Annotated in this window: 12 protein-coding genes and 1 tRNA gene; 10 read left to right on the top strand and 3 right to left on the bottom strand. The window is 37.0% G+C overall.

The genetic code is table 11. The annotated features are described in order from the left end of the window. The first annotated feature begins 3 nt into the window (after nt 1-3). A tRNA-Gln gene (locus J3U50_RS04425) sits at nt 4-75 on the top strand. 111 nt (nt 76-186) lie between these two features. Here J3U50_RS04425 and J3U50_RS04420 read toward each other — a convergent pair. Continuing rightward, complete coding sequence (locus tag J3U50_RS04420; RefSeq protein ID WP_301945640.1) at nt 187-1281, bottom strand: LCP family protein; 1095 nt, start codon at nt 1279-1281, stop codon at nt 187-189. Nucleotides 1282-1554: 273 nt separating this feature from the next. On the opposite strand from J3U50_RS04420, the gene J3U50_RS04415 reads away from it, so the two are divergent. Next, complete coding sequence (locus J3U50_RS04415; protein ID WP_301945639.1) at nt 1555-2508, top strand: DMT family transporter; 954 nt, start codon at nt 1555-1557, stop codon at nt 2506-2508. A gap of 14 nt (nt 2509-2522) precedes the next feature. Then, a complete protein-coding gene (locus J3U50_RS04410; protein WP_301945638.1) occupies nt 2523-3191 on the top strand; it encodes a 2,3-diphosphoglycerate-dependent phosphoglycerate mutase in 669 nt (222 codons plus the stop codon). 36 nt (nt 3192-3227) lie between these two features. Here the strand turns inward: J3U50_RS04410 and J3U50_RS04405 are convergent, their stop codons facing one another. Continuing rightward, entirely contained in the window at nt 3228-4568 is a 1341-nt protein-coding gene (locus J3U50_RS04405; RefSeq protein ID WP_301945637.1) for an aminopeptidase C, read from the bottom strand. A gap of 106 nt (nt 4569-4674) precedes the next feature. Further along, a complete protein-coding gene (rpiA, locus tag J3U50_RS04400) occupies nt 4675-5364 on the bottom strand; it encodes a ribose-5-phosphate isomerase RpiA (protein ID WP_034531888.1) in 690 nt (229 codons plus the stop codon). Between the two features lie 233 nt (nt 5365-5597). Between rpiA and J3U50_RS04395 the strand changes: the two genes are divergently transcribed. The 7 genes from J3U50_RS04395 to rlmB all read left to right on the top strand — a co-directional run bounded on the left by J3U50_RS04395 (nt 5598) and on the right by rlmB (nt 12946). Further along, nucleotides 5598-6134, top strand: a complete 537-nt coding sequence (locus tag J3U50_RS04395) for a dUTP diphosphatase (protein WP_301945636.1) — start codon at nt 5598-5600, stop codon at nt 6132-6134. A gap of 27 nt (nt 6135-6161) precedes the next feature. Next, complete coding sequence (radA, locus tag J3U50_RS04390; RefSeq protein ID WP_034534706.1) at nt 6162-7538, top strand: DNA repair protein RadA; 1377 nt, start codon at nt 6162-6164, stop codon at nt 7536-7538. 21 nt (nt 7539-7559) lie between these two features. Beyond that, a complete protein-coding gene (locus J3U50_RS04385; RefSeq protein ID WP_301945635.1) occupies nt 7560-8651 on the top strand; it encodes a PIN/TRAM domain-containing protein in 1092 nt (363 codons plus the stop codon). A 109-nt stretch (nt 8652-8760) separates the two neighbouring features. Beyond that, complete coding sequence (gene gltX, locus J3U50_RS04380) at nt 8761-10251, top strand: glutamate--tRNA ligase (protein WP_054605405.1); 1491 nt, start codon at nt 8761-8763, stop codon at nt 10249-10251. A 120-nt stretch (nt 10252-10371) separates the two neighbouring features. Then, the gene (gene cysS / locus J3U50_RS04375; RefSeq protein WP_054607949.1) at nt 10372-11778 is read left to right on the top strand and encodes a cysteine--tRNA ligase; all 1407 of its coding nucleotides are present in this window, start codon (nt 10372-10374) and stop codon (nt 11776-11778) included. Next, complete coding sequence (locus tag J3U50_RS04370; RefSeq protein WP_034534704.1) at nt 11779-12201, top strand: Mini-ribonuclease 3; 423 nt, start codon at nt 11779-11781, stop codon at nt 12199-12201. It begins immediately after the preceding gene. Next, nucleotides 12191-12946, top strand: coding sequence for a 23S rRNA (guanosine(2251)-2'-O)-methyltransferase RlmB (rlmB, locus tag J3U50_RS04365; RefSeq protein ID WP_034531897.1), 756 nt, complete (start codon nt 12191-12193; stop codon nt 12944-12946). The genes J3U50_RS04370 and rlmB overlap by 11 nt, the downstream gene beginning before the upstream one ends. Nucleotides 12947-12949: the final 3 nt, after the last annotated feature.

Genomic DNA, 12949 nt, shown 5'->3' with positions numbered 1-12949 from the left:
TATTGGGCTATAGCCAAGTGGTAAGGCAACGGGTTTTGATCCCGTGATGCGCTGGTTCGAACCCAGCTAGCCCAACTACTTAAAAAGGAGACATCCATTTGGATGTCTCCTTTTTCTTTGTCTTCGTTGATGTAAAAGTAGGGGATATAAAAAAGGTTCTGGTATTAACCAGAACCTTTTATTTTTTTAGTTATCAGTTGAGTAATTGATTTGAGTGGATGAACTACTCATTACGCTGGATCCAACACTGTAGTCACTTGTTTGACTTTGTGTTTGGTTTAATGAAGTAAGTTTGCTTAATCCAAGGCTTTGTCTAATTGAGTTTGAAATGTTTAGAAGAGTTTCTTGGGTTGGTACTTCATAATCAATACCATCAACAACAGCAGTTTCACCTTGAAGAGTTTGTGACTTGATGTGGTGAGTTGCGTTTCCGTATCTTTCACGTAAAGCAACCATATCATCAAACTTCATGTCAGTCTTAAGGTTACCTGAGATTGAACTTAGGATTGATTTGTATCTTGGTAATGAAGAAATGTTCATACCTTTTAGAACAAGTTTTTGTAGCACTTGTCTTTGTCGTACTTGACGACCGTAGTCACCAGCAGGATCTTGGTGTCTCATTCTTGAGTAAGCAAGAGCTTCAGCACCATTTAATGTAACTGTTTGACCCTTAACAACATTCGCAGAATCATAATGGAAAGTTAAAGGAGGAGTAACGGTAACACCACCAACAGCGTTAACCATCTTTTCTAGACCACCCATGTTAATGATTGCATAGAAGTCAATTGGAACGTTTAACAAGTTTTGTACGGTTTGTACGGCACTTGAAGCACCACCAATAGTATATGCAGCATTAATCTTTTCATAAGGTTGTGAATCGCCAGGAACAGTAACCTTAGTATCACGAGGGATACTTGTTAGGTAAATTGTTTCCTTCTTAGGATTGATAGTAGCTAGAATCATAGTATCAGTTCTACCTGTGTCATGACGTCCTAGGGCACCAGTATCGGTACCTAGAAGTAAGATTGAAACAGGTTTGTTTTGAGCAATGACGCTAGATACGTTTCTTTCTTTTGTGGATAAACCTGGTTGATAAGCCTTATCCGCAGCATTCTTCATGTTGACATAAACACCATGAGCAATGATTAATCCAGTAACTACTAGAACTAAAAAGACAATAAGTGAGATCCAAGCACCCTTATGGCTCTTCTTCTTCTTGAAGTGAGGTTGGTTTCCTCTAGTTCTGGAAGCTCTATCGATGTTTTGATTATTGTTTTGCATAAATCAAAAATAGCTCCTTTATTCTGAATTTCCCCATTATACTACCTATAATCAAGATACGTAAATATAAATAATATTATAAACTTATTTTTTTGAAAATAATAATACTTATGAAATATGTAATAAATTGTAATATTTCTGTTACATTTTTAATAAGGCCGAGGGATATGATATAATTCTGATGTTAATATAAAAAACTTCACAACATGAACTTTAAGCTTGTAGTGTATCAAGTTTTTTATAATTTGTAAATTTAAAGGAGCGCGTTTAAAGTTGAAAAAGACTTTTCTGTATGTTTTAATTTCCACGTTTATGTTTAGTTCAATGGAAATTGCACTAAAAAGTGTCCAAGGAGTTTTTAGTCCAATCCAATTGAACTTAATTCGATTCTTTATCGGGGGATTGGTTTTAATCCCGGTTGTCATGAAGAATGGAAAGCAAACATTATTGACGAGTAAATGGAAAAGTTTAGGTGTCTTCTTATTAACTGGATTTTTATGTGTCGTAGTCAGCATGACGCTATTCCAATTAGCCATCATGTACGATGAAGCATCAACAGTAGCTGTGCTATTTAGTTGTAATCCAGTATTTGCATTACTATTCGCTTTCTTTATTCTAAGAGAAAAGATTAGTCGACTAGGGTTTATTTCCTTAATTCTTTCTATTATCGGATTACTTGTCATAGTTAATCCGGCCAACCTTACAAACCCATTGGGAATTTCATTAGCATTGGGTTCAGCACTAACATTTGGTCTTTACAGCATTGTATCCAGATGGGGTTCACAAGTAACTGGTCAAAATGGACTAGCAACTACTTGCTACACATTTTTAGCCGGTTCTGTTGAACTTTTAATTTTAGTATCAATTACCAATATTTCTGCTGTTGCAAACTACATGAATAAGGTAGAATGGTTAAAACCATTTGCAAACACACCAATAATTCATAATATTTCCATGAATTATTTCTGGATTCTATTATTTATTTGTGTCTGCGTCACAGGTGGTGGATTTGCATTCTACTTCCTTGCTATGGAAAGAGCAGGGGTATCAATTGCCTCAATCGTCTTTTTCATCAAACCAGGATTGGCACCAATTTTGGCAATGATTTTGTTAGGTGAAAAGATTACAATTAATACCTGGATTGGAATTGTGATCATTCTAATCGGTTCTGTGATTACATTTATTGGTAGTCAAATGGAACAAAAGAATGCTGCATTAGAAGAATAAAAAGAGATGATAATATGTCGTATTTAGTAATCATGCGTCATGGTCAAAGTGTTGCCAATCAAAAGAATGTTTTTACTGGCTGGAGCGATGTAGCCCTAACAGAAAAGGGGATTCAACAAGCTCACGATGCTGGTAAAAAGATTAATCAATTGGAAATCGATTTTGATCATGCTCATACTTCGTTTTTAAAACGCGCAATTGAAACGTTGCATATTGTGTTAAGTGAAATTAACCAACAATATATTCAAGAGACAAAGTCATGGCGACTAAATGAACGTCATTATGGGGCGTTGCGCGGTCGTAAAAAAGATGACGTTAAGTTACAATATGGACCTGAAAAGTTTGCTGAATTTAGACGCAGCTACACGACGGTCCCACCATTGTTAGATCAACCCGATGAAGAACATAAGTATGAAAAAATCGGTGTGATTGAACCACGTGGTGAAAGTCTAAAGATGGCCTATGAAAGATTGATGCCATACTGGCAAGACTCGATTGCACCTAAGTTATTGGATGGGCAAAACGAGTTAGTTGTCGCCCATGGTTCAACTCTAAGGGCTTTAATTAAGTATTTAGATAATATTAGTGATGATGACATTGATCGAGTGGAAGTACCAAATGGAAAGCCAATCGTTTATCATTTCGATGATAAGTTGAATGTAATTAGTAAAAAGACAATATAAAAAGAGCTGATAATTTATCAGCTCTTTTTTTGTATGTTATTTTTCGTTAAATGCAAGAGTTCCCATTGGATCCCATGGATCTAATACAACTGGGTCTTGTTCTTGGTTCTTCTTATCTTCTTCAGATAGGTACTTCTTGTTGATAACAACTTGGTAAGTGAAACGTCTGAACCATGATTCACTCATTACGAAGTAACCCTTTGAACCGACTTGGTTACCCCAAGAGTTTTCAACCTTCCACTTAGTAGGTTGACCATCGACGATATCAACACCGGTGATAACCATAGCGTGGTTCATAACACTTTGGTGGTAATCTAATTGTTCATCTTTACTCATTAATAAATCAATGTCGAATAATTCATCCTTTGAGTAAAGGTTGTCGTCCATGATTCCTTTTTTACGATCTGATTCCTTTGAAACATCGCTTCCGAACCAAACACTTTCACCATTCTTTAGTTGGGTGATGGTTAGTTCTTCTAGACGGTCCATTTCAAGGTTTAAATGCTTAACTTGACGACCATCGATAACGTTACCTAACATATCAACGGTGTAAGTCTTTTCGTATGGTTTGTCCAATGTAGGGGAGTTAATGATTGAAACGTAATCTTCTAGGTTTAAGTTTACGTATTTATCAAAGAACTTCTTTGGAGTTAAATTAGTATCGATATGGTATTCGTTCTTTTCATCACGGTATTCAAAGTTGAATTCTGAAACGGGTTCACCGAATGAGTAAACTAGGACACGGTAAATTTCACTTAGCATTTCGTCCTTTACCTTTTCGATATCTGAACTGTTTTGTGAAGCTAGTTCACGTAGTTGAATGGCATCCATTCTTAGTTTTTGGTTTAATACAGCGTTTAATTCTGAAGTATCGTTACTTACGGCAGTTTCAACCATTGCTGATTGAGGAACAACACCGTACTTTTCGATTACCGCACATAACATGTCCCATTGACCACCATCTTGTTGTGGTGAATCTAATAGCCATGAAACACGGCGTGAGGTTAATGGTTCATCGGCGGTCTTGATAATGTTTTCTAAGAACCAGTTACATTTTTCAAACTTATCCCAGAAGGTAGTGTAGATTTGTGATAATTCAAAATCACCAGATAAGTTAAAGTTTTTAGCTAGGTTATGACGCATAGTATTTAGTGCTGCGAAAATCCAGCAACGGCCACTATGTTTTTGGTTGGCAACTTCGCCAGTATCGATTTCAATTGAAAAGTTTGGCTTCATGTTACCTTCCGCTTCGAAGTTGGCAGCTGAAGAGTTGATACCATTATGGCTTACGGCTCTTTGCATTACCTTAGCTTCTTTACGATCTAATAAATCGTTATGATACTTTTGGATATTTTCATTACTAATACTTTTTGACATCATGATTCCTCCTTGCTTTTATAATATTATATCACTCAGGTCAAATGCCTTTAAAACACAAAAAACCGTGATAATAAGATGTTCTTACTATCACGGTTTAGATTAATTATTTTCTTTTAGCGTCGAATGTTTCTGAATGATCTTCATATCCGACAATTACCATGTCAACAACGTCTAGGAATAGCCCATGTTCAACGATTCCAGTCATGTTGTTTAGGATGGTTTCAAGTTCGTGGGGATGTTCAATGTAACCTAAGTTTAAATCGATAATGTAGTTATCAGCGTGAGTTAACACGTGACCACCCTTAGCGTTAGTTCTAAAAGTAGGATGGTAACCCATATCGTCTAAACGTTTGAATAGGTGAGTACTTCCGTATGGAGTAACTTCCAAAGGAAGGGGAAAAGAGCCAAGGTTTTTGGCCATCTTTGTTGCATCGACAATCCAGATGTTTCGATCTGAGTTGATTGCGACAATTTTTTCACGAAGGTGGGCAACACCGCCACCCTTGATACCTTGGAAATTTTCATCGATTTGGTCAGCACCGTCAATTGTTAAGTCAATATGGTCAACGTCATCGATACTTTTAACATCAATTCCCAAGTCACGAGCACGCTTTGCTGAGCGGTTGGAAGTTGGAACACCAATAATACGTAATCCTTCTTTGGCTACTCGTTCTCCCAATGCATCCAACAAGTATTTCACGGTTGAACCTGTACCAAGACCGACAGTCATACCGTCTTTGATATATTTGACAGCTTCTTGGCCGGCAACTTTTTTCATTAATTCTTTATCCATAATCCTTTTCCCCTCTAAAATATTCGGTAAAACGACGTTAAATCGACTTTGAATGCTTATACATTCAGACGAAAGGTTTCGAACAAAGGTATTAAATATACCTCAATAATACTATATTAATTTTCTATGGTTATCGTGAGTTTGTCAAATAAAATATTTGTATTTAATTGTTAACATTTTTCATATAAAATACATAGTATAATAATACTAATAAATTAACAGGATGTGTAGATATGAAAAGAGGATTTGAAGTAGTTACAAAGTACAAGGATAAAGGCATCAATCTACCTTATCGTTCTACTAAACAAGCAGCAGGTTATGATATCGAAGCAGGTGTCGATTTTGTATTACCTTCAATTTGGAAATTAGGATTTTTAAAAGTTCTTTGGGCAATTAAGCATGAAAAAGACGTATCTGAAGATGAGATGCAACGTGCAAAGGATATCTTACGTCCATTATTAGTTCCAACCGGAATTAAGGCTTACATGCAACCAGATGAAATGCTAATTATTGCTAACCGTTCAAGCGGTCCACTAAAGAGAGGCATGGTTTTACCAAACGGAATTGGTATCGTTGATGCTGATTACTATGGTAACGAAAGCAACGAAGGTGAGTTGTTTGTTCAAATGACTAACTTCGGACTACTAGACAGAAAGATTAAGAAGGGTGATCGTATCGCTCAAGGTATCTTTGTACCTTTCTTAACAACTGATGATGACTCCAACAAGGGGACTAAACGAATTGGTGGTTTTGGTTCATCAGGCGAATAAAAAACGAATTAAAGAAAGGAAATTAATGTGGCTAAAGTAAAGACCCAATTTGTTTGCGAAGAATGTGGATACATTTCACCAAAGTACCTGGGACATTGTCCTAACTGTGGAAAATGGAACACGTTTGAAGAACAAACCGTTCAAAAAGAAACATCGAGTTTGAAATCGACTCACCGAATGGATTTCAATGGTCAGCAAACAAAACCACAACTAATCAAAGACGTTAAGTTCGAAAAGGAATCACGTTTTGAAACTGAATCCCAAGAGTTTAACCGTGTATTAGGTGGCGGAATTGTTCCGGGCTCATTAATTTTAATTGGTGGGGATCCTGGTATCGGGAAATCCACACTATTACTTCAAATTTCTGGCCAATTAGGTGCTAAGGACCAACGTGTTCTATATGTATCTGGGGAAGAAAGTGCCAGTCAAATTAAGCTAAGAGCGGAACGTTTATCCGTGAATGGCTCCAACATGTATCTATATCCAGAAACTGATATGGGTGCCATCAAGTCTGCCATTGATGAGATTAAACCAGATGCAGTCGTAATTGACTCTGTTCAAACCATTTCTGAACCAGAGGTTGATTCCGCAATTGGGTCCGTATCACAGGTAAGAGCAATTACCGCTGATTTAATGTCCATTGCAAAGACCAATGGAATTACAATCTTTGTGGTTGGCCACGTTACCAAGGGTGGATCAATTGCCGGACCTAAGACTCTGGAACACATGGTTGATACTGTTTTATACTTTGAAGGAGACATGCATCATTCATACCGTATCTTAAGAGCCGTGAAGAACCGTTTTGGTTCAACCGACGAGTTAGGGATTTTTGATATGCAAGAATCCGGATTACGAGAAGTTGCTAATCCATCAGAGGTCTTCTTGGAAGAACGTTTGAAGGACGCTAATGGATCTGCAATCGTTGTTTCGATTGAAGGAACTAGACCAATATTAGTCGAAATTCAGGCACTGGTAACACCTTCCGTATTTGGGAACGCCCAAAGAACAGCTACCGGGATTGACCGTAACCGTGTAGCCGTTTTAATGGCGGTTCTTGAAAAGAGAGCGGGACTAATGCTACAAAACCAAGATGCCTTCTTAAAGGCTGCTGGTGGAGTTAAGTTAAACGAACCAGCAATCGATTTAGCGGTAGCCATTAGTGTGGCATCAAGTTACAAGAACAGGGGAACCGACCCTAGTGAATGTTACATTGGTGAAATTGGTTTAACTGGTGAAATTAGACGAGTTAACCGCATTGAACAACGTGTTTTAGAAGCGCAAAAATTGGGCTTTAAGCGCGTATTAATACCAAAACATAATATGTCAGGATGGACTGCTCCAGACGGAATTGAAGTCGTTGGTGTATCCACACTGGCTCAAGCGATTAAAATCGCACTTAACTAACACATACTGAGGAAGATAATAATGAAAAAAATTGATCGATTTACGGTTATCCAATTTATATTTGTCATTTTAGGAGCAACGTTAGGGGTAATTTATTTACCCGTTATTTGGCATGCATTGTGGGAAAACCCTTCAATTTTATTAAATAATGCACTAGTTGATTCAGTAATTGGCGCCATTGTTTTCTATATTCTTTCATTGTTTGTTGTTAAACGAATCATGAATGCAATGAGTCAGGTTGAAAAACAATTATCACAAAAGAATCCATTCTATATTTTGATGGGGACTTTAGGGATGATTATTGGATTGATTTTAGCGACTTTAATTTCAATCGTTTTATTTAGAACGCCTTATTTAATCACTAACTTAATCTTGCCAGCTTTATTGATGATTACTTTTGGATACCTGGGTTTTCTATTGGGAACTACTAAGTTAAATGATTGGCGCAAGATTTTTAGGGTTAGCTTGAAAAAGGGCGGAAATGCTTTGACTAACTCTGCAAACCGTAACAGTAGTAAATCAATTAAGATTTTGGATACCAACATTTTGATTGATGGTCGTATCTATGAGGTGGCAAAGACTGGATTTATCGAAGGGACATTACTTGTTCCTAAGTTTGTCTTGTATGAATTGCAATACATTGCAGATTCAGCCGATAGTCAAAAGCGTATTCGTGGTCGTCGTGGTTTAGATATTTTAAATAAACTACAAACTGAAAAGATTATGCCAATTGAAATTACTGATCAAGACTATGACAACATCAAAGAAGTCGATAGCAAGCTAATCAGACTAGCTAAGGATTTCAATGGTTCAATCATTACTAACGATTACAACTTAAACAAGGTTATCCAATTCCAAAAGGTTAACGTTTTAAACATTAACGAATTGGCTAACTCACTAAAACCAAGATTTGTTCCCGGAGAACATCTTGAAGTTATGATTTTGAAAAAGGGAACTGAAAGAAGCCAAGGAGTCGCGTTCTTGGACGACGGAACCATGGTGGTTGTTGAAGATGGTAAGAATCATCTAAACGAACGACTATCTGTTGAGGTTACCAGTTCAATTCAAACAGATGCAGGTAAAATGATTTTCGCTAGAATTGATGATAAATAAAAGGTTATAGATACCTTTAGATTTTTACTGAACACTTTATTTTTATCGCTAATAATTGTAAAATTAGAATGTTATTCTAAGAATTTATAAAAAAGAGGAGAAAATATCATTGGCTAATAAGAAAATTCGTGTTAGATATGCACCAAGTCCAACAGGACATTTACACATTGGTAATGCTAGAACAGCAATTTTTAATTACCTATTTGCTAGACATAATAAAGGTAAGTTTATTATCCGTATCGAAGATACTGATACTAAGCGAAACGTAGCTGATGGTGAGAAAAGTCAGTTAGACAACTTAAAATGGCTTGGCTTAGATTGGGATGAAGGTCCAGACAAACCTGGTAAGTTTGGTCCTTACAGACAATCAGAAAGACGTTCAATCTACGATCCATTGATCCAACAACTATTGGATGAAGACAAGGCTTACTACTCATACAGAACAGAAGAAGAACTAGAAGCTGATCGTGAAGAACAACGCGCAAAGGGCATCATGCCTCATTATGAATATGAATACGCTGGTATGTCAGAAGAAGAAATTCAAAAATCAATGGCTGAATCAGAAGCTAAAGGTTTGAAACCAGTTATTCGTTTCAGAGTACCAAAGAACAAGACTTACGCATGGGACGATGTTGTTAAGGGTCATGTTGAATTTAACTCTGATACTATTGGTGGGGACTTCGTTATCGTAAAGCGTGACGGAATGCCTACTTACAACTTCGCGGTTATTATTGATGACCATGAAATGCAAATTTCACACGTATTCAGAGGTGACGACCACGTTGCTAATACACCAAAACAATTAATGATGTACGAAGCATTTGGTTGGGAAGCTCCTGTATTCGGTCACATGAGTTTAATTACTAGTGCCGACACTGGTAAGAAACTAAGTAAACGTGATGAATCAATCATTCAATTTATCGAACAATACAGAGACCTAGGATACCTACCAGAAGCAATGTTTAACTTCATTACTCTATTAGGTTGGTCTCCAAAGGGTGAAGATGAAATCTTCTCACAACGTGATTTCATCAAGATGTACGACGAAAACCGTCTAAGCAAGTCACCAGCTAACTTCGATAACAAGAAACTAGAATGGATCAACAACCAATACGTTAAGGCTGCTGATGAAGACGTTGTTATGGACTTAGCATTACGTCAATTAATCGCCAAGGGTAACATTCCTGAAAACCCAGATGCTTTAACTATTGAATGGGCTCGTAAGTTAATCAATACTTACAAGCAACAAATGAGCTACATGGCTCAAATCAACTCAATGGCTGACGTATTCTTTAACGAACCAGCTAAGGTTTCTGGTGAAGCTCTTGAAGAAATTCAAAATGAAACTGCACCAGTTGTTCTAAAGGCCTTTGCTGAAAAGATTAAGGATGTTCCAGTTTTCGATAAGATTGAAATCCTAAAGACAATTAAGGAAATTCAAAAGGAAACTAAGATCAAGGGACGTCAACTATGGATGCCAATCAGAATTGCCGTTACTCATGAAAGTCACGGTCCTGAACTACCTGAATCAATCGAATTGATTGGTAGAGAAAAGGCTCTAAAACACATTGATGAAACTTTAAAGCAAATCAATCAATAATAAATAAGGCTCGCTAAAGCATGCTTTGGCGGGCTTTTTTATTTGAATTTATCCTAATATAGTGACTATTATTATGATAGAATGAAGTAAGTATAAAAAATAGGAATAGGGGTGCCATTAATGCTAAGGATCTATAATACATTAACTCAAGAAAAAGACGTATTTAAGCCAATTAAGTCAAGAACAGTTGGTATGTATGTCTGTGGTCCAACAGTATATAACTATATTCATATTGGAAACGCGCGTAGTATCGTTGCATTTGATACTATTCGTCGTTACTTTGAATATTGTGGTTACCAAGTGAATTACATTTCTAATTTTACGGATGTTGATGATAAATTAATTAATGAAGCTAAAGAAGAAAACAGTACAGTAATGGATATTGCTAACAAGTACATTGAAGCTTACAAAGAAGATGTGGCTGCATTGAACGTTGAACCAGCAACTGTTAATCCAAGAGCTACTGATAATATTGATGGAATTATTCAATTCGTAAAAGAATTGGTTGATGATGGTTATGCATATGCTGTTGACGGCGATGTTTACTATCGAGCAAGAAAGTTCAATGATTACGGTCATTTATCACACCAAAGTGTAGATGACTTGGAATCAGGAGCTAGCCAACATGTGTCAGAAGAAGAACTTTCCAAGAAAGAAGATCCAATCGATTTTGTTTTATGGAAAGCTGCTAAGCCAGGTGAAATCTCATGGGATTCACCATGGGGTAAAGGTCGTCCGGGATGGCACATTGAATGTTCAGTAATGTCTACCAAGTACTTGGGTAACACAATTGATATCCATGGTGGTGGGGAAGACTTGAAGTTCCCTCACCATGAAAACGAACGTGCACAAAGTGAAGCCAAGACTGGTGAAAAGTTTGTTAACTATTGGATGCACAATGGCTTTGTTACCGTCGGTGATGAAAACGAAAAGATGAGTAAGTCACTAGGCAACTTTGTGACTGTTCACGATATTGTTAAAAAGGTTGATCCTCAAGTAGTAAGATTCTTGATGTCAACTACACAATACCGTCGTCCAATTCAATACAACGAAACTAATTTACAGGCCGCTGAAAACAACCTAAACAAGTTAAGAAATGCATACAATAACTTGAAATATCGTTTAAGCGATGCGACAGATATTATTGATATGAAACTAGAACAAGAAATCAGACAAATTCAAGCAGATTTCCAAGATGCGATGGATGATGATTTCAATGCACAAAACGGAATTGATTGTGTATACGAACTAGCTAAACTTGGTAATATGTATGCCCAAAGACCTGAAGTAGGTAAGGATACTGTTAACCTAATCATTGCAAAGCTAGAAAAGATGGCTTCTATTTTTGGTGTTGTCTTCAAGGAAGAAACACTAGATGACGATTCAGTTCAAGCGTTGATTGATGAACGTAACGAAGCTAGAAAGAACAAGGACTTCGCAAGAAGTGATGAAATTAGAGATCAACTACGAGACCAAGGAATTATCCTAGAAGATACTGCTCAAGGTACTCGTTTCAGAAGGGAATAAATGATGGAAAACCAGAACGTGGATTATAAACAGTTAAATGGAATTGCATTAGCATATCTTGGCGATTCAGTTTACGAAGTGTTCGTAAGAAAACACCTTTTAAACTTAGGTATTACTAAACCCAACCGCCTACAAAAGACAGCTAGAAAGTACGTGTCAGCAAAGGCTCAAGCAGCATTAATCGATTTGATGATTGAAGACGACATCCTAACAGACGAAGAGGATGCAGTGTTCAAGAGAGGTCGTAATGCTAAGAGTTACACACATGCTAAGAACACTAGCGTTTTGACTTACCGCCATTCAACTGGTTTTGAAGCCATGATGGGGTATCTTTCATTAAGCAAACAAGATGACCGTTTAGAAGAACTATCTAACTGGTGTATTGAACAAGTCGATGCTGGGAGGCCAAAATATGAAGACTAACGACCAAAGCGAATTTATAATCGGACGCCATCCGGTTGTTTCCGCATTAAGAGGAAAGCAAGAAATCAACAAGGTTTTCCTACAAAACGGAATCAAAAAAGACGAAAAAAGTGTTGAAGAAATCATCAAGCTAGCTAAGCAAAAGCACCTAGTAATCTCAACTGTGCCAAAGCAAAAGTTAGACTTACTTTCAGATAATCAAAATCACCAAGGGGTGGTTTTATCAATCTCACCATACAAGTATGCAACCATTGATGAATTGTTTGAAAACTCAGCAAAACAAGATGTACCACCATTCTTTTTAATTCTTGATAACATTGAAGATCCTCACAACTTGGGTTCAATTATCAGAACAGCCGATGCTGCCGGTGTTACTGGTGTGATTATTCCAAAGCACCGTGCCGTTGGTTTAACATCAACGGTTGCTAAGACATCTGCTGGTGCCATTGAAAGAATTCCAGTTGCTAGAGTGACTAACCTAGTTAACACTGTTAACGATTTAAAACAACAAGGTGTCTGGGTATTTGGTACTGACGTTAAAGGTGCAGATTACCGTCGTTGGGATGCCAAAGGACCAGTTGCCGTAATCATTGGAAATGAAGGTAAGGGAATTTCACCACTTCTAAAGAAGAACGTAGACGAAATGTTAACCATTCCAATGGTCGGTCAATTACAAAGTTTAAATGCCAGTGTGGCTGCTAGTTTATTAATGTATCAAGCTTATAATTCAAGAAATCCACTATAAGAA

The sequence above is a fragment of the Lactobacillus sp. B3795 genome (assembly GCF_026535805.1).
GTDB classification, from domain to species: Bacteria; Bacillota; Bacilli; order Lactobacillales; family Lactobacillaceae; genus Apilactobacillus; species Apilactobacillus kunkeei_C.
The sequence above is the reverse complement of the archived record's forward strand: the minus strand, read 5'-3'. Positions and strand labels throughout refer to the sequence as shown.

What these genes read in the sequence shown, in the direction of transcription:
- J3U50_RS04405 (WP_301945637.1), bottom strand. Translation starts at nt 4,568, where the DNA reads ATGTCAAAAAGTATTAGTAATGAAAATATCCAAAAGTATCATAACGAT.
- rlmB (WP_034531897.1), top strand. Translation starts at nt 12,191, where the DNA reads ATGAAGACTAACGACCAAAGCGAATTTATAATCGGACGCCATCCGGTT.
- J3U50_RS04385 (WP_301945635.1), top strand. Translation starts at nt 7,560, where the DNA reads ATGAAAAAAATTGATCGATTTACGGTTATCCAATTTATATTTGTCATT.
- cysS (WP_054607949.1), top strand. Translation starts at nt 10,372, where the DNA reads ATGCTAAGGATCTATAATACATTAACTCAAGAAAAAGACGTATTTAAG.
- J3U50_RS04410 (WP_301945638.1), top strand. Translation starts at nt 2,523, where the DNA reads ATGTCGTATTTAGTAATCATGCGTCATGGTCAAAGTGTTGCCAATCAA.
- J3U50_RS04395 (WP_301945636.1), top strand. Translation starts at nt 5,598, where the DNA reads ATGAAAAGAGGATTTGAAGTAGTTACAAAGTACAAGGATAAAGGCATC.
- rpiA (WP_034531888.1), bottom strand. Translation starts at nt 5,364, where the DNA reads ATGGATAAAGAATTAATGAAAAAAGTTGCCGGCCAAGAAGCTGTCAAA.
- J3U50_RS04420 (WP_301945640.1), bottom strand. Translation starts at nt 1,281, where the DNA reads ATGCAAAACAATAATCAAAACATCGATAGAGCTTCCAGAACTAGAGGA.
- J3U50_RS04370 (WP_034534704.1), top strand. Translation starts at nt 11,779, where the DNA reads ATGATGGAAAACCAGAACGTGGATTATAAACAGTTAAATGGAATTGCA.